The following is a 19235-nucleotide window of genomic DNA, read 5'->3' as shown; positions in this document are numbered from 1 at the left end:
TCCCTGACACCAGCCCCATTGCCGTTCAGGGAAGATGATAACTTTTGGAAAAATGATAAAGAATAGAACTGGCCCCGCCCTGCTGGCAGCATTACGGTTTTTCCAAACAAAAAGTGATTTGGCAGAAAGCCATACACGCCGGGGCACAAATTTCCCCACGAGCTGACAGATCCCAACGCCTCATCAGTGCATCAGCAAACCGCTGTAGCACACTGAGCCCTGCTGACCAGATTGAACATGCACACCAGCCACATCATTCGCCCCGCATTCCTGTTCGCTGCAACCTTTATTGCATCCTCCGTTGCCCATGCCGATGCGTTACAAACGGCCGACAAATGGGGTGGTCACATCGACCTTGAAGGCAAGGCAGGCACCGACCGCAATCTTGGTGAAACAGACCTGTTCATTCCGCTTTGGCAGGACGATGACACCCTGACCTTCACCAGCATTCGTGCCCGCATGGATGACAATAACAGTCACGAAGGAAACTTTGGTCTTGGCATCCGTCAGATGCTTGATACTGGCTGGAACATTGGCGGTTATGGCTATTTTGACCGCCGCCACAGCCCATATGGCAACAAATTCAACCAATTGACCTTCGGCGCAGAGGCTCTGTCGCTTGATTGGGATTTTCGCGCCAATGCCTATGTCCCGATTGGCACCACACAATACATGGAAGACAGTCTGAGCACTGTTGATGTGAGTGGCACCACCTTGATGTACAACCAAGGTGAAGAACGTGCATTACGTGGCTTTGACGGGGAAATTGGCTGGCGCATTCCGTTATTTAAGGCTAATGCCGGACAGCAACTCCGGGCCTATGCCGGTGGTTATCGTTTTACGGAAGACGGTGTTGATACGGTGCAGGGTCCGCGTGGGCGACTGGACCTGACCTTTGATGAAGTCCCCTTTTTGTGGGAAGGGTCACGCTTCTCGTTCGGGGCGGAAATTCAGCATGATAGCCCGCGGGGTACGCAGGGCTTTGCCAGCTTCCGCCTTCGTATCCCGTTGCATGGCTTCGGCGATACGCCGAAGCCCCGCCTGACCGCGATGGAACGGCGCATGAGCGATCCCATCATTCGCGATATTGATGTGGTCAGTCAGGCCGGACAGTTTTCAGAAGCAAGTGAAATCACCGAGACTGCGGACGGAGAAACGATCACAGTTCTGAACAGCAACTCGACATCGGCGGCGAACTTTGCCACTGACATTGCCAATGCAGGTGCCAATTCAACCGTGATCCTGAGCGGCAATTACACCGCAATCAATTCCGTCACAACGGTTCAGAGTGGACAAACAATTGTCGGGGGTGGCGCACTTGACATCAAAACCCCGACAGGACGATCGGTTACGGTCACCATTCCGGATGCATCAATCTCAGGCAGCGGCAGCAATGGCGGCGCCGGTGGTGGAGCACGTTTCTTTAACATGGCCGATAACAGCAGCCTGATTGGTGTAACCGCGAACGTTAACACAACCGGGTCAGCATACATCGTCCACATCGAAGGAAAGCAGAATGTTACTATTCGGAACAACAACCTGACAGCGCAGAACGACAACTCAACCGCAGGCGCTATCATAATCAGAGACAGCCAGGATGTGACCATCAAGAATAATGTTTCATCCGTTACCTCCGATGGAAATGGTGCCCGGTTCCTGGCGATTATCGGCAACAATTCCAACATCAGCATTGATGACAACGAGCTTTCCGTAACAGGATCAGGCTTCAACAAGCGATTTGTGTTCTTCGCCAACTCATCAACCATAAACAACCTGTCAGGGACAGGTAACACCACCAACAATATCAACCCATGTGGTGACGGCGGCGGAACCCTTCCCACCGTTCAGGGCTCAGTCACGGTAGACGGCACCGCGGTAAACGGCAGCGCCTGTCCATAACTTGAGACTGTATAACCCCGGACATATAGGCTTTGGCTTGAATGTTCTTCTTTTGTTCTTTATTGTAGATATATGAAGAACAACATCAGCCAACCCCATGCTCACAGCCCCGCTGTCATTTTTGATGATGGATGGTCAAACGCGCAATGTGATCTGAACATCTTGCCTGCCCGCGGACAAAAGGGACGCGGTGCGGTTTCCAATATTGACGGGCGATTTGAACGGCACATCCATCAGGCGGTTGATGATGGATGGCTGGGCACATTGATGGAAGATCAGGACGCCCCACGTACCAAAACCACCCTTGGTATCGATGGTGCGCGGTCTGTCATTACAAAGAACCAAAGCCCGGATGTGCCATTTGATCGGTCGATCAACCCTTATCGCGGCTGTGAACATGGCTGTGTCTATTGCTTTGCCCGACCAACACACGCCTATCTTGGCCTGTCGCCGGGGCTGGACTTTGAAACCAAGCTGTTCTGGAAGCCAGAAGCCGCCAGCTTGCTCCGAAAGCAACTGTCTTCAAAAAGCTATCACCCCGAACCGATTGTGATCGGCACCAGCACCGATCCCTATCAGCCGGTTGATCGCGACAAGAAACTGACCCGCGATATCATCCGCGTATTGGCCGATTGCCAGCATCCTTTTTCGCTGATCACCAAAAGCGCACTGGTGACGCGCGACATCGATCTGATTGCACCGATGGCAAACTTGAACCGTGCGTCGGTCGCGGTATCGGTCACAAGCCTTGATCACCGGCTGTCGAATTTGCTGGAACCGCGCGCATCGGCCCCGCATCGCCGGCTTGAGGCCATCCGAAAGCTTTCGGATGCGGGCATCCCCGTCACCGTGCTGGCCGCCCCGATCATTCCCGGGCTTAATGATATGGAAATCGAAAAAATCGCCGCGGCCTGTGCCGATGCAGGCGCATCATCAATCAGCCATATCGTCCTGCGCCTGCCGCTTGAAATCGCTGATCTGTTTGAAGAATGGCTGAGTGCCCATTACCCGAACCGCAAAGACAGGGTCATGTCGCTAATCCGTCAAATGCGCGGCGGCGAACGATATCAGTCGGAATTTGGCAATCGCATGCGCGGCACCGGCCCGGTCGCAGATTTGATTGCCCACCGATTTGCCCTGGCCCGCAAGAAATATGGACTTACCGGCCGGTCACTTGACCTTGATTGCAGCGGCTTCAAACGCCCCAGCGCAGACGGGCAGATGTCGCTGTTCTGACACCTGCCCGTGATATATCGCACGTTCATCGCATCCCCGTTATCCAACGCGCTTGATCGCGGCATGGCGTTTCTTGCCAACGGAAAGCTGCAATAACGCCCAATCATCAAACGCGTAATTAAGGATGTGATGTTCCGCGTCTGTGATTTGCTTGTCGTCAATCCGCACTGCCCCGCCTTCGACAAGACGGCGGGCTTCGCTGTTGGTTTTGGCAAATCCGGCCATGACAATCAGGGCCAAGATCCCGATGCCGTCCTTAAGCGCATGGGCGGTGAATTCCAGCGTCGGCAAACCATTGAGGTCGCCATTGGTCCCAAACACACCACTGGCGGCGGACTTCACGGCTTCGAGTTCAAATTCGCCATGAGCCAGACGGGTTGCCTCATCGGCCAGAACGATCTTGGCTTCGTTGATTGCTGCGCCTGAAAGCTGTTCAAGCTGTTCGATATCAAGCAATGGCAGATCGGTGAACAGACGCAGGAACCGCCCGACATCCCCATCCTCGCAATTGCGCCAGAACTGCCAGTAGTCAAAGGCACTCAACCGATCGGCATTCAGCCACACGGCCCCGGCGGCAGTTTTGCCCATCTTTACACCTGATGAGGTGGTCAGAAGCGGTGCGGTCATGCCAAACACTTCATTGCCATCAACCCGGCGCACCAGATCGACACCATTGATGATATTGGCCCATTGATCGCCCCCGCCCATCTGGGCTCGGCATCCGAAACGACGCGACAGTTCAAGGAAATCGAACGCCTGCAAAATCATGTAGTTGAATTCAAGGAAGCTGAGGCTTTCCTGTCGTTCGAGCCTTGATTTCACCGAGTCAAAGGACAGCATCCGGTTGACCGAGAAATGCCGCCCGATATCACGCAAAAGGTCAACATAGCCAAGCTGATCAAGCCAGTCGGCATTATTGACCAGAACCGCATCGCTCGGACCGTCCCCGAAACGCAGGAACCGTCCAAACACCTTGCGAATGCCGTTGATGTTGGCGGCAATTTGATCGTCGCTCAGGATCGGGCGGGCTTCGGACCGGAAACTGGGATCGCCGATGCGGGTCGTACCACCACCCACCAGCACAATCGGCTTGTGGCCGTGGCGCTGCAACCAGCGCAATGTCATGATCGGCAACAGGTGCCCGACATGCAGGCTATCAGCAGTGGCATCAAACCCGATGTAAACCGGCACGGCCTCTTCACCGGCAAGAATACGATCCAGCCCGGCAAAGGATGTGCATTGATGGATAAAGCCCCGTGCATGCAACGCAAGCAACGCATCGGATGCAAAACCGTTCTGGGTTACCTCGCTGGCATTTTGCGGCGAAGCTGGTTGGTCAACTGGTTGGGATATCGTCATGTCGGTTTTCCTTGATGGTGGGGCCACCTCGGGCAAACCGGTTTATGGAAAAAACAAAGGCCGCCCTGGGGCAGCCGGTCTTGGTTTTATAAAAACACGTCAACAGGCGCCGCACTATGTGTGCAGCGGATAATACGAGTTGAACTGTGCAAATACGTTTTCCATGCCCAAATGCATATGGCGCAAATCCGGATCGGTCAAGCGTGTTTTGCCACACGCCCCGAAACAAAAACACCCGCCAAAGAATGGCGGGTGCGTGATTACCTGACGAAACCGACGGACTGTCCTGTGTCGCCAGCCTCAGCTGACAACCAGTCTTAGCTCACAACGCGATAGCGCGCATGCAGGGCCGGATTGTTGTTCATCATGGTTGCACTGATCATCGGTTTGCGTGCGACGTCGTCCGACTTTTCGGCGGCCTGAACTGCGCTCAGATCATCCTGGCTGAGATTTCCATTTTCCGTCAGCGCCAGATCACGTGCGGTTTCAAAGAAGCGCAGACCGCGCTTTTCCATGACATAAAGGGTCTCACCACCCCACTCCCCGGTCCAGACAAGGCCAGAAAGGCCTTCCATTTCCCTTTCAATCCGGGCCGGTGAAATCGGCATTCCCAGACAGGTGGTCAAGAGAAATGAAAGTTCTGCCGCCGTCACCCCGTCTTCACAGCATTCTTCGGCCAGAACCGACATGACCGCCATGGTCACAACCCGAAGCGACACCTTGCTGGTTTCCAGACCCGGGAAACGGTTTTGCTGAAGTTCGACAATGTCGTTGGCAATCCGGTCAACATCCCCGCGGATAACATATCGCCCGCGCCAGACACGACAGCTTGTTCTGACTTCCCATTCACGCATTGTTGGTCCCACCCGTTTTTATCTGTCCCAATGCAAAAACGATACATCACCCATACATATAGTCAATACATTTATCGACATTTTGTATCATTTTCGACATTCCGTTTGAAACCACTGATATCCAGCCTTCGAGACAGCAAAACCGTCGTCGCCTTCCACCGGATCAAGATAGCCACGCGTCACAGCAACATGAAAATCACGACTGAAATTTCGCGGCATTCGAAGATGTTCCTGACGCCGCAAGACACGGCGAATATCATCGCGCGTTACAATGGCCCGTCCTTCGCGATAATGCAGCCAGATCGCCGCAATCAGAATGGTTTCGGCAAAACCGCGCGGTTGCAGACGCCCGACCAGACCCCCCAGCGCCCCCATGAAACTGGTAATGAATGCACCGGGATCAATATCCATCGACGCCACAAGCCTGTAACCGGCATCAAACCGACCAGGCTGCTGGTGATCACCATACTCGTCCACCCCAACCGATGCCGGATCAGCAGCACGGGAACCAGATGCCCCGTTCGTTCCGGCCGGGAATGCACCATCAGCAAAGGATGCGCCATCAGAACCGGCAGGAATACCGTCGTACCGTGCATTGCCGGAATGAGCCAAAGCCGCCCCCGGGGTGGATACCGGCGCGGATGCCGCAACGGCCCCCGACGCGGATCCCGGAACAGGAGCAGCCCCCGAAGCCGACCCCGCCCGGGCTGCCGGTGGGGTTGCCATTGAGGTTGCCGTTGAGGTTGCCATTGAACCCGGCGCAGTCATCCCCTGCACCGCCGCGGGCATCCCGGGTACGGTCGACGCCATTGCCGGTGCCGGCTGCCCGAACAGGGCCGCCATAACCACAGGCAACCGTGCCGGCGGGATCGCACATTCAAGATCCACCGGTCCGAAATCGCCCTCGCCCGTAAGTTTGACGTGAATTATTGCTGCCAAGGTTGCTGCCACTCCTGATTTACCCAACCAGATATCATACAAAATGTATAAATTGCAACCTTTGATCTTTGTTTTGCGTATCAATAGCTACATTCCGGAAAATCCGGTGTGGCAAATTTGATCTCGACAACACCCCCGCCGATTGCCCACCATGCCAAAACTGTCGACCGGCACCGCCTGGTGCGATTTCCCATGCGCAATCTCGTGCATGAAATTGCCCCGGCCCGTAAGCAGATCGGCACAGAAACGCCACCACCAGGGGATCGAGACCATGACACGCCTTTTGTTTCGCGAAGATGCCTATGCCAGAAGTTGCGATGCCACCATCCAAAGCATTTCAGATCGCGGTATCGAACTTGATCAGACCGTTTTCTATGCCACCGCAGGCGGCCAGACTGGCGATATCGGCACCTTGAAAACCGCATCGGGGGATGTTCTTCCGGTCGTTACCACCGTCAAGGACCGCGAAACCGGTCGCATCCTGCACATCATCGATGAAAACCATCCGCTTCCGGGCGTTGGTGACGCCGTCACAACCGAACTTGATTGGGATCACCGCCATAAACTGATGCGCTTTCACACCTGCCTGCATCTTTTATGTGCCGTGATCGAAGGCGACGTTACGGGTGGCAATATCGCCGCCCACAAGGCACGCCTTGATTTCAATCTGCCTGACAGCGCACTCGACAAGGATGAAATCACCGAGAAACTGAACGAACTGATTGCCCGCGATGCCGATGTCTATGACGGCGAAATCAGTGTGGCCGAACTTAAAGCCAACCCGGAACTTGTCCGCACCATGTCGGTTCAACCACCCATGGATGGCAATTCGATCCGTACTGTTACGATCGAAGGCATCGATTTTCAGCCCTGTGGCGGCACCCATGTGCGCAAAACCGGGGAAATCGGCCCGGTTTCTGTGGCAAAGATCGAAAAGAAAGGCCGTCAGAACCGGCGGATCAACATCGTTTTCGCCAGCTGACATCAAGAATATCGGGTCATTGCGCGCATCAGGGCAACAGTTTGGCGAAAATCACGCCAAGGTGCAGGACTGCCGGTTGCCAGTTGCCATTACTGCCATTACAAATTTGCCATTAGAATTTTAACGACAAGAAGTCACAAAGACCATCAGGACCCCATAACATAATGATCCCGGGACCAACCGGGATCGTGCAATACCCACCACATTGCCAACCGGAGCTTGTCCATGAATAACCCACTTTCCGCCCATGTGGCTGACGCCCTGGTTTCCACCCAGTGGCTGGCGGATCACCTCGATGCACCAGATGTGCGCGTCGTGGATGCAAGCTGGTACATGCCAGCCGACAATAAAAATGCCCGCGAAATTTATGACACCCGGCACATTCCAGGCGCCGTCTTTTTTGATATTGATGAAATTGCCGCTGACGACAGTGCACCACTGCCGCACATGATGCCTGATGCCATCAAGTTTTCGGCCAAGGTCCGCAAACTTGGCCTTGGCGACGGCGTGCGGATCGTTGTTTACGGTCAAACCGGTTCTGCCCTTGCTGCTTGCCGGGCCTGGTGGATGCTGCGTCACTTTGGCCATAATGACGTGGTTGTTCTGGATGGCGGTCTGCCGAAATGGCTGGCTGAAGGCCATCCCGTGACCGATGCACCAACCCCGCCGCGCGAACGTCATTTTACCGCACGCGCCAACAGCTTCCTGTTGCGTGAAATTGATCAGGTGATGTCAAACGTCACGACAAAGCGTGAACAGCTTGTCGATGCCCGTGCGGGCGAACGGTTCCGTGGCGAAGTTGCCGACCCGTGGGGCAAGTCGGGCCATGTTCCGGGCTCTTTCAACCTGCCCTTCAATGTGCTGTTGAATGCGGATGGCACCTTTAAAGATGCCGCCGAAATCCGCACTGCCTTCGAAGATGCCGGTGTTGATCTGGAAAAGCCGATCGTCACCACCTGCGGATCGGGTGTCACCGCCTGCGTTCTTGCCATGGGTGCCTATATTGCCGCCAACAAACAGGTCGCGGTATTTGACGGCTCCTGGGCGCAATGGGCCACCACCGAAGACAGCCCGGTTGCCACCGGCCCTGCATGATTGCGGCCCGGTCAAACCCGACCAGTCGGGTTGATCACATATTTAAAGTATCGAGATTTAAAGCATCGAGAGTTTGATATGCCTGCTGCGTCACAATTTGGTTCCGGCTTTCCCGACCCCGGTCGGAAAACACCCGGTGACGAAGCAGGCATCATTCTTGAGCAGCTTAAATCCCCGACCCGCGACGATATCGCCGCAATCACCACATTGTGGATTGCAACCGGCCTGATCCCTGCCATTCGCGACGCCAGGCAAGATATCGAGAACTGCATCAATGCCGATCATGGCAGCCTGATCATCGCCCGCCACCCGACAAACCGCCAGATCATCGCCACCATGATGACCGGTCATGATGAATTTCATGGCTGGATCCATTATCTGGCCATTGCGGCGGATGCGCAAAACCTTGGCATCGGGCGCGAACTTGTTACCCTGGCCGAGGATATCCTGCGCGCCAGCGGCCTGTCAGAAGTCCGCGTCACCATCGAAAATGCCACAGCGGGTGATTTTTACGCCAAACTCGGCTATGACTGGCATGACAACGCCACCCGTCCGGAAACAACGGACAACAGTCAAAACATGATCATGCGCAAGAGTTTAGACCAATGACCCCATCCAATCCGCGCAAGCTGGAAGTTGTTGTAAGCTTCCTTGAAATGCAAAGCCCGCCTGACCGCCCGCCGGCAATCATCCCGCCGGGCAAGGTCGCGGTCATCCGGGCCGAAGACCCCACATTGTCATTTTACCGCTACCTTTATAATACGGTCGGTGAACCGTGGTTGTGGTGGCAACGCCGCCTGATGAGCGATGATGAACTTGCCCCGATCCTGGCAAGCCCGCATACCCATGTGTATGTGCTGTATGTTGCAGGTGTGCCGGCCGGCTATTGCGAGCTTGATCTGACCGGCCTTGAAAATGACGGGGTCATTGACCTTCATTATATGGGCCTGATCCCGGAATTCATCGGCAAAGGCTTTGGCAAATACTTGCTGGACTGGGCGATTGACACGGCCTGGAGCCTCAAACCATCGCGGATTACCGTAAATACCTGCACACTTGATCATCCAAGTGCATTGGGGGCTTACCAAAAGGCAGGCTTTGTTGTATACGACCAGCGAACGGATATTGTTGACGATCCGCGCGATGTCGGGCTGATCCCGCATATTGATCATCATGTTGATCGTGATGACCAATCTGGTGGTGACGCGCCTGATACCGGAAGTGGGCCGGAAAATGCAAATAATGCAGATTCTGGAACTTTGGTCGTTGACTTTCCCGACCGCGCAAGGTAACAAGCGCGCCTGAGTTTACCCAAGCCAGAGGATGATGACCCATGGCAGTGCCAAAGAAAAAAGTGACCAAGTCCCGTCAGGGCATGCGTCGCTCGCATGACAAGCTCGCCAAGGGCTCGTACCGCGAAGACAAAGAGACCGGCGAACTGCATCGCCCGCACCACATTGACCCGAACACCGGTATGTACCGTGGTCGTCAGGTGGTCGAGCCGAAGATGTAATTCCGTCCCGGAGAGCTCTTGCTCTTTGGCGGTTTGCGACGCTACAAAATTCCGCGCCTTCTGATTTCAGATGGCGTCTGGTTTAAAAAGGGATGAAGCCCAACGGTTTCATCCCTTTTTATTTGCCCAACACACAAACAAAAACGGGCAAGGATACACCCTGCCCGTCGCATGATCAGCATATGGCGATTTCGCCCTACTTGATGCCGTCGGTTCCGGTGCCACAGATGATCACACCAACCCGGCCCGGATCATCCACCCCCAGACGGTCCGTCATGATCGCGGCAATCCCGGCAGCAGCCGAAAGTTCAACTGCGACCCCCAAATCCTTCCAAAGCCAGCTTGCCGCCTTTTGCATTTCCTCGTCACTGACAAGGGCGATGCGATCGACATTCTTGCCAATCAGGTCGATATTCAGTGCCGATGACTGACGCGGTGCCAGACTGGTGGCCGCCGTGTTCACGCTTGGCAAGGTCACGACTTCGTTGGCCTTGATGCTTTCAAACAGGGTGGCTGCCCCGGTGGGTTCCACCCCGATCACCCGGATCGATGGCCGCAACAGGCGCGCCGCCGTTGCAACACCGGAAATCAGCCCGCCGCCACCAATTGCGACCACAAGCGTATCAAGATCAGGTTGCTGCTCAAGAAGCTCCAGCGCGATGGTGCCCTGCCCTGCAATTACTTTGGGATCGGCAAAGGGATGGATATAGGCCATGCCGCTTTCACGCGCATGGTCCATTGCGGCCCGGTTGGCGTCATCCCAGACCGCCCCGATCAGGGCAACATCAACGCCCTGTGCACGCAGCTTTTCGACTTTCGGCTTCGGGGTATTGGTTGGCAAAAAGATTTTGACCGGCACACCAAGGGTCCGCGCCGCATGGATCACCCCCATGCCATGATTGCCACCCGATGCCGTGCAAAGCCCGACCGATCTTTTTTCGGCATCAAGGGCAAGTGCCGCATTCATGGCGCCACGCGCCTTGAAAGAACCGGTGACCTGCATGTTTTCAAGCTTCAGGAACAGCTCCGGCATATGTTTAACACCGCCAAAAGCCGTATTGTCGGCAAAGCTTCCGGCCGCGAAAACCGGCGTCAAGCGCATATGGTCTGAAATTGCGCGGCGCGCAGCACGGAAATCCTGAAGATCGATCACGGGGCCCCCATTTGAAATCGTTATTTGATGCCCCGGCAGAAGGATTTCCCGAACAAGGCATTTGACAGAAATAACCCGGATCACTGATTTCACAATGACTTTTGCGCAAAAATCCTTGAAGGACGCCCGCCAAGATGGTTTGTCTTAACCCTAATAAAGCGGCATGAAACGACCATGTGCCAGACAGACGATCAAGGAGATGCACCACCAATGTCCGCCAAAAGCCCCAAGAAAACGGCAACCCGACTGGTTCACGCCGGACGCCGGTCCAGTCAGTATCACGGCGTGGTCAACCCGCCTGTATTGCACGCATCGACCATCCTGTTTGACAGCCTTGCCGAACTGGAAAAGGCAGGTGCGTCTGCACCGGGCAAAGTCACCTATGGCCGTCACGGCACCCCGACCCGCTTCTTGCTCGAAGAAGCGGTTGCCGAACTTGAAGGCGGCTTTGGCACGCTTTGTGTGTCATCGGGGGTGGCTGCCATCACCAATTCGATTTTGGCCTTTGTCAAACCGGGCGATCATATTCTGGTCACTGACAGCACCTATTATCCGACTCGCAATCTGTGCAATACCTTCCTTAAGAAGTTCGGGGTTGAAACCGAATATTATGACCCGACCATCGGGGCGGATATTGCCGGTCTGATCCGCGACAATACCGCCCTTGTCTGGTGTGAAAGCCCCGGCTCTCTGACTTTCGAGATGCAGGACATTCCGGCGATTGCCGATGCCGCCCATGCGCGTGGCGTCAAGGTGCTGCTTGATAACACATGGGCGTCTCCGATCCTGTGCCGTCCGTTTGAACTGGGGGTCGATGTTTCGGTTCAGGCCGGCACCAAATATATCGTCGGCCACTCGGATGTCATGATGGGCACCATTACGACCGCCACCGAAGAAGACCTTCTGACCATCAAAAAACAGATCATCATTTCCGGTGACGCGATTGGCCCTGATGACTGCTATCTGGCACAGCGCGGTCTTCGCACCCTTGGCGTGCGCATGAAACAGCATCATCAAAGCGGCCTTAAAGTCGCCAACTGGTTGCAATCGCGCCCCGAAGTCAAACGCGTTCTGCACCCGGCCCTGCCCGATGATCCGGGCCATGCCATCTGGAAACGCGACTTTTCGGGCGCCTGCGGCCTGTTTTCCTTTGTGATGAAACCGGTTTCCAAGCCGCAACTGGCCAATATGGTCGATCATATGGAACTGTTTGGCATGGGCTTTAGCTGGGGCGGATTTGAAAGCCTGATCCTGCCATCGGACCCGACCAAAATCCGCACCGCCACCAAATGGGACGAAGACGGCCAACTGATCCGCCTTCATATCGGTCTGGAAGACCCTGATGATCTGATCGCCGATCTTGAGGCCGGGTTCGAACGGTTGAAATCCGCCTGAAGCAAGTTTGCCCCAAACAACAAACGGCGCGGTAACTTCCGCGCCGTTTTCTTTAAAACCAATTCTGTCGGGTATGGCATTTCAGGAACGCCGCAACCCCATCATCACGATCGAACTGATCACAAACAAACCTGCCGCTGAAATAACGATGCTGGGCCCCGCTGGCGTATCCACATGCCATGACATGGCAATCCCCGCCAGAACCGCACCCGCACCAAACAATGCCGCTCCAATCGCCATCTGTTCGGGGGTTCTGGCAAAGAACCGCGCACTGGCGGCCGGGACAATCAGAAGGGCCGTGATCAGCAACACCCCGACAATCTTGATCGCAAGACCGATCACAAGCGCCATCAGCAACATGAAAATCAGGCGCAGCCGTTCGACCGGGATGCTTTCGGCCGCGGCAATTTCGGGACTGACTGTCAATGCCAGCAACGGCCGCCACATCCAGATCAGACCGGCAATGGCAAATGCCCCGCCACCGGCCATAAGCCAGATATCGCCCATGGTAATGGCAAGGATATCGCCAAACAGATAGGCCATGATATCGACTGCAACACCCTGGACAAAGGCCAGCGCCACCATGCCCAGCGCCAATGTCGAATGGGCCAGCATGCCCAGAACCGTGTCACTGCCGATCTTTGATTGCCGCTGCCCATAGGCCAGAAGCAGAGCACTGGCAAGACAGGTGGCAATCATGCCAAGCCGCACATCCACCCCGATCAGAAGGCCAAGCGCAACCCCGAGCAACGCCGAATGGGCCAGCATATCGCCAAAGAACGCCATGCGCCGCCAGACGATAAACGCCCCGAACGGACCGCAAACACAAGCCAGAAGAACACCGCCAACAATGGCCCGCAAAAGGAAATCATCAATCATTTTGCTGTGTCTGCCTCTTTGTGCGCATGTGCATCGCCATGATGGTGGTGGTGTCGATGGTCGTCGTGATGGTGATGGGAATGATCATGCGAATGGTCATGCCCGCATCCGCCAACAACATGCCCGGAAAGGTCATGTTCATGATCATGCTCGTGGGTATAGATACCGATTGCATCGGCTTCGCGCACACCAAACAGCGACCGGTATTCCGGATGCTGGCGCACGGTTTCGGGCTGCCCCGAACAACAGACATGACGGTTAAAACAGACCACCTGATCGGTCTTGGCCATCACCAGATGCAAATCATGCGAAATCATCAGAACCGCGCAATCAAGTTCGCGGCGGATTTCATCAATCAGGCGATACAAATCGGCCTGCCCGCTGACATCGACGCCCTGCGTCGGTTCATCAAGTACCAGCAATTCAGGACGCAGCAAAAGGGTCCGCGCCAGCATCACACGCTGCGCCTCGCCACCGGAAAGGCTGCTCATTTGCGCATCGATCACATGGGTTGCACCAACCTGTGCCAGGACCTGTTCACAATCTGAACGGCTTGCCGACCGGGTCAGGGTCAGGAAACGCTTCACTGTCAGCGGTAAAACCTGATCAATTGCAAGCTTCTGGGGAACATAACCCACCCGAAGGCCCGGTTTGCGGATGACATCACCGCTATCGGGCTTTTGCAAGCCCAGCAATGTCTTGACCAATGTCGATTTGCCCGCACCATTTGGCCCGATCAGGGTAATGATTTCGCCTGCACGGATGGAGATTGATACCTGATCGAGAACCCGCTCGCCCCCGAATGACAGGGTAAGCCCCCGCCCCTCAATGAGTGGCGCAGTCATGGCACAGCCCCTTAATCTCGACCGTGGTTGCTTCGATGGTGAAGCCGACACCACGTGCGGCCTTGCGCACGGCATTGCTCATGTCTTCATTCACGGCCTCGGCCACACGGCCACAATCGGTACAGATGAAATACTGCCCCAGATGTTCACAATCGGGCCGGTCACAGCCGAAATAGGCATTAAGCGATTCAATCCGATGCACCAGACCAAGTTCGGTCAGGAATTCCAGCGCCCGATAGACCGTTGGCGGCTGCACGCGCTGCCCTTCGGCAGTCAGCGCATCAAGCAGCTCATAAGCCGTCACGGCCTTGTGCGATTGCCAGATCAAGGTAAAGACCTTGCGGCGCATATCGGTAAAGCGTGCATTTTCCGCATCACAGACTTTTTCAGCCTGCGCAAGTGCGCTATGCACACATCTGTCGTGATCGTGGCCCTTTTTCGGGAAAAGATCGCTCATATCTGGATATCTCGTCTCGCTGGCTGAACGCTTTTGATCCAATTGATTTCCCAAAAGCGCCAAAAAGCCATGGCATCTGATGAAATGTTATAATATATCATTTTCTGACGTGCCGAACATAAAAAGTCAACCTTCATCGACCGGAGCATCCCCATGACGGCTGCCAACCCGCAAATTGCCGATAAACTCAAATTCAATGAAAACGGCCTGATCCCGGCAATCGCCCAGCAGCATGACACGGGTGAAGTCCTGATGATGGCGTGGATGAACCGTGATGCGGTGCTTGAAACCCTTGAAACCGGTCGGGTGTGCTATTTCTCGCGGTCACGCGGCAAGCTCTGGCGCAAGGGTGAAAGCTCCGGCCAGGTGCAGAAACTTGTCGATTTCCGCTATGACTGCGATCAGGACACCGTCTTGGTACAGGTCGACCAGCTTGGCGTTGCCTGCCACACGGGGCGTCGCAACTGTTTTTATTTCGCCGCCCGCGATGGACAGGAAGTCGTGATTTCCGAACCGGAAGTCTCGGTCGATGAATTGTACGGCAAGAAATAAGACAGAAAACAAGACATATACGACATGGCCATTTCCGACGAACAGTTTGAACGCATTGCCACCACCGTCATTACCGGCTTTCTGGGCAGCGGCAAGACCACCCTTCTGAATGCCCTTCTGACCCAGGACGGCATGGACAGTACAGCCGTCCTGATCAATGAATTTGGCGAAATCGGGCTGGATCACCTTTTGGTGCGCGAAGTCTCCGAAGATGTGGTGTTGCTGAATTCCGGCTGCATTTGCTGTTCGGTGCGCGGTGATCTGATTTCGGGTCTGCGCGATCTGTTTGTCAAACGCACGCGTGGCGAAATCCCGGCCTTTGACCGGGTGATCATTGAAACCACGGGGCTTGCCGACCCGGCACCGATCCTTCATACGCTGATGACCGATCCGCTGCTGACCACCAAGTTCCGTCTTGATAGCGTTGTGACCACGGTGGATGCCATCCATGGGTCCGGGCAGCTTGACCAGCACCCCGAAAGCGTCAAACAGGCCGCCGTCGCCGACCGTATCCTGATGACCAAATCCGATTTGGCCGATGATACGACGCGCACCGCCCTTGAAGCCCGCCTGCGTGCCCTGAACCCCGCCGCCCCGATCTATCAGGTGATCAATGGCGATATCGCGGTATCCAAACTGTTCAACGCCGGCCTTTATGATCCCGAAACCAAAAGCATGGATGTGCAAAAATGGCTGCGTGACGAGGCCTATGACCATCACGGGGATGAGCCCCATGACCATGAACACAGCCACGATCACGACCATTCCCGTGATGATGCACATGACCACGGTCACGATCATCACGGCCACAGTCATGATCATAGTCACGACCACGATGTGAACCGCCATGACGATCACATTCAGTCATTCTGCATCACCTTTGACGAACCGCTGCATTGGGATGCTTTTGTCACCTGGGCCGAGATTTTTACCCAGATGCGCGGCGAAAGCCTTTTGCGCGTCAAGGGCATCCTGAACCTTGTCGGTGAAGACGCCCCGGTCGCCATTCACGCCGTCCAGCATGTTTTCCATCCGCCCGCATCGCTTCCGGCCTGGCCCAGTGATGACCATCGATCAAAAATCGTTTTCATCACCAAGGATCTCGGTCCCCAGGTCATTCGGGAGTCCCTTTATCACCTCAATGCGGCGGTCAGCGAAACCGGGAACACAGCACCAACATCATAAGTTGATCCGGTTTGAGCCATATCAAGGATATCGAACCGTTTCAGGTGCAGATTGGATCTTGGCTTGATACAGCCTCACTCTAAGTCCTGAACTTCGGGCGACCCGACATACCCGGTCGCCCTTTTTCTTTTCAAAAATGTCTTTTGACACAAAGACATCTGTCGCACGTCCTTCCCCATTGAACAGCGCACTTCATCCAACCGTACAGGTTGCGGTTTGGTTGCATTGCACTAAATCTGGCGCATGTTAGCGCATAATTGACACCTGATCGTCATTTGAACAGGACGATGACAGCAGCCACAATTACAACAATCAAACACAGAGGGGGTAACACATCATGATTTACCGGAACTGGCAGGGTATTGAAATTCCGGCCCTCGGATTTGGGACATACGAACTCAATAATGATGACGCGGCAACAATGGTCGCAGAGGCCGCCAAAATCGGCTATCGCCATTTTGATACCGCCCAGATGTATCACAATGAAGAAGGCGTTGGTCGCGGTCTTAAGGCATCGGGTCTTGCGCGCGATGACTATTTCCTGACCACCAAGGTCTGGTACGACAAGTTCCAAAGCGGCGATTTGCAAACGTCGGTCGTTGAAAGCCTGCGCAAGCTTGATCTTGACCATGTCGATCTTCTGCTTTTGCACTGGCCGACCGACGAAGTCCCGCTTTCCGAAACGCTGGCCGCCCTTAACGAAGTCAAAAACCTTGGCATGACGCGCCTGATCGGGATTTCAAACTTCCCGACGGCTTTGGTCGACAAGGCCGTATCGCTCAGCAACATTCCGCTGACGGTCAACCAGGTCGAATATCACCCCTATCTTGATCAGTCCCGGGTGCTTGAAAACCTGCGTTCGCATGACATGCTGCTGACCGCCTATTGCCCGATTGCACGCGGGACGGTTTTGCATGACCCGGTGCTTAAGGATATCGGTGCGAAATACGGCAAATCCGGCATTCAGGTCACCTTGCGCTGGTTGATGCAGCAAGACAGCGTCATGGCGATCCCGAAATCGGGCTCTCCGAAAAATGCCGCCGCCAATTTCAATATCTTTGATTTTGAATTGTCCGATGAAGACATGGCGGCAATCAACAATCTGTCAAAACCCGATGGCCGCATGATTGACCCGTCCTTTGCCCCGAAATGGGACGAAGCCGCCTGATCGGAACGCTGTTGCGCGGACCATTCCGCACAATGACGCGCATGATTTTGCCAAGACCGGCTCCTTTCGGGCCGGTCTTTTGCGTTGGCCTGCACGGCAATATCAAAAACGGGCGAATTGACATTGCATTGCAACGCCAGCTTGTTTCGCACATGCAAAAAGCGTAAATTGATCCTATTCATCAGACAAAAGACTGTTGTCCGACATGGCCCAAACCAACGCATCCATGACCGATACCAACGTATCCACCGCCACACAGGCGCCGTCGAAAAAGGACGATATTTCCCATCGCCTTTACGAAGATGTGCTGGCTTTGCTGCTTGGCACAATGGTGGTATCGCTTGGCGTGACGCTTTATAGCGAAAGCGTTCTGGTTACCGGCAGTACCGCCGGGGCGGCGCTTTTGATCGAACACGCGACGGGGCTGTCCTTTGGCCTGATTTTCTTTGTGATCAACCTGCCCTTCTATTGGCTGGCATTCAAGCGCATGGGCATTGCCTTCACGCTCAAAACCTTTATCGCGGTCGGCCTTGTATCGGGTTTTTCAAAACTGACCCCGATGCTGGTTGATTTTCAGATGCTCAACCCGGTCTATGCGGCAATCTCTGGCGGTGCGCTGATGGGGATTGGCCTGCTCATGCTGTTTCGCCACCGTGCGGGGCTTGGCGGGATCAATATCCTTGCCCTGTATCTGCAGGAACATTTCGGCATCCGCGCCGGTTACTTCCAGCTTGCCGTCGATATGGTGATCCTGGTTATCGCGTTTCTGACTCTGCCCTTTGACAAGGTCCTGCTTTCGATCCTGGGTGCAGTGGTCCTTAACCTGATTATCGCGCTCAACCATCGCCCGGGGCGGTATTTGGCCGCACGGTAATCGCCAACCTTAAATAGATCATATTTAAGGTTGCCAATGGCCTTGCAAACTTTCTTTAGCTAACCTCTGTCATCCGAATTGGAGGTTCGCTGTGACATATAAAGTACCGTTTTATTCTGCTGTTATCTCAGCCTTAATCACTGTCTGGATCGGCTTGCAAGGCCCTACTTATGTGGCCTCATGCAGTTCTTCACTTTGCAATGGCATAAGATCATTAGAGTGGGAAACTTTGACCGCAGGACTTTTGGGATTGGCGGGTGGTTTAGCTGTTGTATGGGCAACACAAACTCAAATCGTTTCACAACGAAAAGCGGCCGTGGATTTAGAGTTGATTGACATTGACTCATTCACAAAAGAGCTGAGCGAACGATTAAAAGAGATAATAAGTACGGTTGAGGACTCGTCTCGCTCAGTTATATTTGATGATGCAGAAAGTGCTGGTAAAGCAAACATAGCCGTCGAAAACGCTGTAGGAAAAGTCGAAACTGCACTCCTATTCAACATAGATAGCAATCACAGATTTCCTGCCTCACTTCGACAAGCCGCTCGCATCGCGTATGAGCAAACAGTATTGCCGAAAACATATCGTTTTGCAGTAACTAGGGGGCGGATGGATTACACTGCAGTGTCATCCACTCAGCATGCACTAGAGGAGTGGGTTCAACATGCACACGAACCTTTGGAAGAGCTAATTTTTGAGCGAAACAAATACGCGCAATTCTTGATAAATCGGTGACAGTAGCAACTAACTCTGTCTTTGACTGAAAACGACCCCACAAACTGCAGATTAGAAGTCTGTTGCTCTACCCTGTTGAGCTAAGGGACAGCACAGTGCGGATGGCTTGCTTAT

The 19235-nt window shown here is 54.6% G+C and carries 20 protein-coding genes; 13 read left to right on the top strand and 7 right to left on the bottom strand.

All coding sequences use genetic code 11. The features are described from left to right. Nucleotides 1-237: 237 nt before the first annotated feature. A complete protein-coding gene (locus WA429_RS11195) occupies nucleotides 238-1899 on the top strand; it encodes an inverse autotransporter beta domain-containing protein (RefSeq protein WP_287466103.1) in 1662 nt (553 codons plus the stop codon). A gap of 72 nt (nucleotides 1900-1971) precedes the next feature. Further along, nucleotides 1972-3135 (top strand): PA0069 family radical SAM protein, encoded by a 1164-nt coding sequence (locus WA429_RS11190; protein ID WP_287466102.1) that lies wholly within the window; start codon nucleotides 1972-1974, stop codon nucleotides 3133-3135. 39 nt (nucleotides 3136-3174) lie between these two features. On the opposite strand, the gene tyrS is transcribed toward WA429_RS11190, so the two are convergent. From tyrS to WA429_RS11175, 3 genes are all read right to left on the bottom strand, one after another. After that, nucleotides 3175-4494, bottom strand: a complete 1320-nt coding sequence (tyrS, locus tag WA429_RS11185; RefSeq protein WP_287466101.1) for a tyrosine--tRNA ligase — start codon at nucleotides 4492-4494, stop codon at nucleotides 3175-3177. A gap of 317 nt (nucleotides 4495-4811) precedes the next feature. After that, nucleotides 4812-5348 carry a hypothetical protein gene (locus tag WA429_RS11180; RefSeq protein WP_287466100.1) on the bottom strand — a complete coding sequence of 179 codons (537 nt, stop codon included), beginning with the start codon at nucleotides 5346-5348 and terminating at the stop codon, nucleotides 4812-4814. 87 nt (nucleotides 5349-5435) lie between these two features. Next, nucleotides 5436-6287: a hypothetical protein gene (locus WA429_RS11175; RefSeq protein ID WP_287466099.1), complete on the bottom strand. Its 852-nt coding sequence runs from the start codon at nucleotides 6285-6287 to the stop codon at nucleotides 5436-5438. Between the two features lie 271 nt (nucleotides 6288-6558). Here WA429_RS11175 and WA429_RS11170 point away from each other — a divergent pair, with 271 nt between their 5' ends. The 5 genes from WA429_RS11170 (at nucleotide 6559) to rpmF (ending at nucleotide 9877) form a co-directional block, all read left to right on the top strand. Continuing rightward, a complete protein-coding gene (locus tag WA429_RS11170) occupies nucleotides 6559-7269 on the top strand; it encodes an alanyl-tRNA editing protein (protein ID WP_287466097.1) in 711 nt (236 codons plus the stop codon). A 225-nt stretch (nucleotides 7270-7494) separates the two neighbouring features. Beyond that, entirely contained in the window at nucleotides 7495-8364 is an 870-nt protein-coding gene (locus tag WA429_RS11165; protein ID WP_287466096.1) for a sulfurtransferase, read from the top strand. A 78-nt stretch (nucleotides 8365-8442) separates the two neighbouring features. Continuing rightward, complete coding sequence (locus WA429_RS11160) at nucleotides 8443-8973, top strand: GNAT family N-acetyltransferase (protein WP_206927459.1); 531 nt, start codon at nucleotides 8443-8445, stop codon at nucleotides 8971-8973. Continuing rightward, nucleotides 8970-9656, top strand: coding sequence for a GNAT family N-acetyltransferase (locus WA429_RS11155; RefSeq protein WP_287466094.1), 687 nt, complete (start codon nucleotides 8970-8972; stop codon nucleotides 9654-9656). The genes WA429_RS11160 and WA429_RS11155 overlap by 4 nt, the downstream gene beginning before the upstream one ends. A 41-nt stretch (nucleotides 9657-9697) precedes the next feature. Next, nucleotides 9698-9877 carry a 50S ribosomal protein L32 gene (gene rpmF / locus WA429_RS11150; protein WP_007090029.1) on the top strand — a complete coding sequence of 60 codons (180 nt, stop codon included), beginning with the start codon at nucleotides 9698-9700 and terminating at the stop codon, nucleotides 9875-9877. Nucleotides 9878-10073: 196 nt separating this feature from the next. On the opposite strand, the gene WA429_RS11145 is transcribed toward rpmF, so the two are convergent. Continuing rightward, nucleotides 10074-11030 (bottom strand): threonine ammonia-lyase, encoded by a 957-nt coding sequence (locus tag WA429_RS11145; RefSeq protein WP_228195311.1) that lies wholly within the window; start codon nucleotides 11028-11030, stop codon nucleotides 10074-10076. 210 nt (nucleotides 11031-11240) lie between these two features. Between WA429_RS11145 and metC the strand changes: the two genes are divergently transcribed. Beyond that, nucleotides 11241-12425 carry a cystathionine beta-lyase gene (gene metC / locus WA429_RS11140; protein ID WP_114112498.1) on the top strand — a complete coding sequence of 395 codons (1185 nt, stop codon included), beginning with the start codon at nucleotides 11241-11243 and terminating at the stop codon, nucleotides 12423-12425. A gap of 81 nt (nucleotides 12426-12506) precedes the next feature. Here the strand turns inward: metC and WA429_RS11135 are convergent, their stop codons facing one another. The 3 genes from WA429_RS11135 to WA429_RS11125 are packed head-to-tail and all read right to left on the bottom strand — an operon-like array spanning nucleotide 12507 to nucleotide 14606. Next, nucleotides 12507-13304: a metal ABC transporter permease gene (locus tag WA429_RS11135; protein WP_287466092.1), complete on the bottom strand. Its 798-nt coding sequence runs from the start codon at nucleotides 13302-13304 to the stop codon at nucleotides 12507-12509. Beyond that, on the bottom strand, nucleotides 13301-14149 hold the full coding sequence (znuC, locus tag WA429_RS11130) for a zinc ABC transporter ATP-binding protein ZnuC (protein ID WP_101246050.1): 849 nt from the start codon (nucleotides 14147-14149) through the stop codon (nucleotides 13301-13303). The genes WA429_RS11135 and znuC overlap by 4 nt, the downstream gene beginning before the upstream one ends. After that, nucleotides 14130-14606: a Fur family transcriptional regulator gene (locus tag WA429_RS11125; RefSeq protein ID WP_068519296.1), complete on the bottom strand. Its 477-nt coding sequence runs from the start codon at nucleotides 14604-14606 to the stop codon at nucleotides 14130-14132. The genes znuC and WA429_RS11125 overlap by 20 nt, the downstream gene beginning before the upstream one ends. 153 nt (nucleotides 14607-14759) lie before the next feature. On the opposite strand from WA429_RS11125, the gene hisI reads away from it, so the two are divergent. The 5 genes from hisI to WA429_RS11100 all read left to right on the top strand — a co-directional run bounded on the left by hisI (nucleotide 14760) and on the right by WA429_RS11100 (nucleotide 19121). Then, the gene (hisI, locus tag WA429_RS11120) at nucleotides 14760-15158 is read left to right on the top strand and encodes a phosphoribosyl-AMP cyclohydrolase (protein WP_068519295.1); all 399 of its coding nucleotides are present in this window, start codon (nucleotides 14760-14762) and stop codon (nucleotides 15156-15158) included. Between the two features lie 24 nt (nucleotides 15159-15182). Then, nucleotides 15183-16343: a CobW family GTP-binding protein gene (locus WA429_RS11115; RefSeq protein WP_287466090.1), complete on the top strand. Its 1161-nt coding sequence runs from the start codon at nucleotides 15183-15185 to the stop codon at nucleotides 16341-16343. Nucleotides 16344-16680: 337 nt separating this feature from the next. Further along, nucleotides 16681-17511: an aldo/keto reductase gene (locus WA429_RS11110; protein WP_287466088.1), complete on the top strand. Its 831-nt coding sequence runs from the start codon at nucleotides 16681-16683 to the stop codon at nucleotides 17509-17511. Between the two features lie 205 nt (nucleotides 17512-17716). Beyond that, nucleotides 17717-18385: a YitT family protein gene (locus tag WA429_RS11105; RefSeq protein ID WP_336107334.1), complete on the top strand. Its 669-nt coding sequence runs from the start codon at nucleotides 17717-17719 to the stop codon at nucleotides 18383-18385. A 91-nt stretch (nucleotides 18386-18476) separates the two neighbouring features. Next, on the top strand, nucleotides 18477-19121 hold the full coding sequence (locus WA429_RS11100; RefSeq protein WP_287466087.1) for a hypothetical protein: 645 nt from the start codon (nucleotides 18477-18479) through the stop codon (nucleotides 19119-19121). Nucleotides 19122-19235 lie beyond the last annotated feature (114 nt).

The sequence above is a fragment of the Thalassospira sp. CH_XMU1420-2 genome (genome assembly GCF_037029325.1).
Taxonomy (GTDB): Bacteria; Pseudomonadota; Alphaproteobacteria; order Rhodospirillales; family Thalassospiraceae; genus Thalassospira; species Thalassospira povalilytica.
Note: the sequence above shows the minus strand (reverse complement) of the source record. Positions and strands in the feature narration are given on the sequence as shown.

Coding starts and splice junctions, on each gene's coding strand:
- WA429_RS11195 (WP_287466103.1), top strand. CDS start 238: ATGCACACCAGCCACATCATTCGCCCCGCATTCCTGTTCGCTGCAACC.
- WA429_RS11190 (WP_287466102.1), top strand. CDS start 1,972: ATGAAGAACAACATCAGCCAACCCCATGCTCACAGCCCCGCTGTCATT.
- tyrS (WP_287466101.1), bottom strand. CDS start 4,494: ATGACGATATCCCAACCAGTTGACCAACCAGCTTCGCCGCAAAATGCC.
- WA429_RS11180 (WP_287466100.1), bottom strand. CDS start 5,348: ATGCGTGAATGGGAAGTCAGAACAAGCTGTCGTGTCTGGCGCGGGCGA.
- WA429_RS11170 (WP_287466097.1), top strand. CDS start 6,559: ATGACACGCCTTTTGTTTCGCGAAGATGCCTATGCCAGAAGTTGCGAT.
- WA429_RS11165 (WP_287466096.1), top strand. CDS start 7,495: ATGAATAACCCACTTTCCGCCCATGTGGCTGACGCCCTGGTTTCCACC.
- WA429_RS11160 (WP_206927459.1), top strand. CDS start 8,443: ATGCCTGCTGCGTCACAATTTGGTTCCGGCTTTCCCGACCCCGGTCGG.
- WA429_RS11155 (WP_287466094.1), top strand. CDS start 8,970: ATGACCCCATCCAATCCGCGCAAGCTGGAAGTTGTTGTAAGCTTCCTT.
- rpmF (WP_007090029.1), top strand. CDS start 9,698: ATGGCAGTGCCAAAGAAAAAAGTGACCAAGTCCCGTCAGGGCATGCGT.
- metC (WP_114112498.1), top strand. CDS start 11,241: ATGTCCGCCAAAAGCCCCAAGAAAACGGCAACCCGACTGGTTCACGCC.
- WA429_RS11135 (WP_287466092.1), bottom strand. CDS start 13,304: ATGATTGATGATTTCCTTTTGCGGGCCATTGTTGGCGGTGTTCTTCTG.
- znuC (WP_101246050.1), bottom strand. CDS start 14,149: ATGACTGCGCCACTCATTGAGGGGCGGGGGCTTACCCTGTCATTCGGG.
- WA429_RS11125 (WP_068519296.1), bottom strand. CDS start 14,606: ATGAGCGATCTTTTCCCGAAAAAGGGCCACGATCACGACAGATGTGTG.
- hisI (WP_068519295.1), top strand. CDS start 14,760: ATGACGGCTGCCAACCCGCAAATTGCCGATAAACTCAAATTCAATGAA.
- WA429_RS11115 (WP_287466090.1), top strand. CDS start 15,183: ATGGCCATTTCCGACGAACAGTTTGAACGCATTGCCACCACCGTCATT.
- WA429_RS11110 (WP_287466088.1), top strand. CDS start 16,681: ATGATTTACCGGAACTGGCAGGGTATTGAAATTCCGGCCCTCGGATTT.
- WA429_RS11105 (WP_336107334.1), top strand. CDS start 17,717: ATGGCCCAAACCAACGCATCCATGACCGATACCAACGTATCCACCGCC.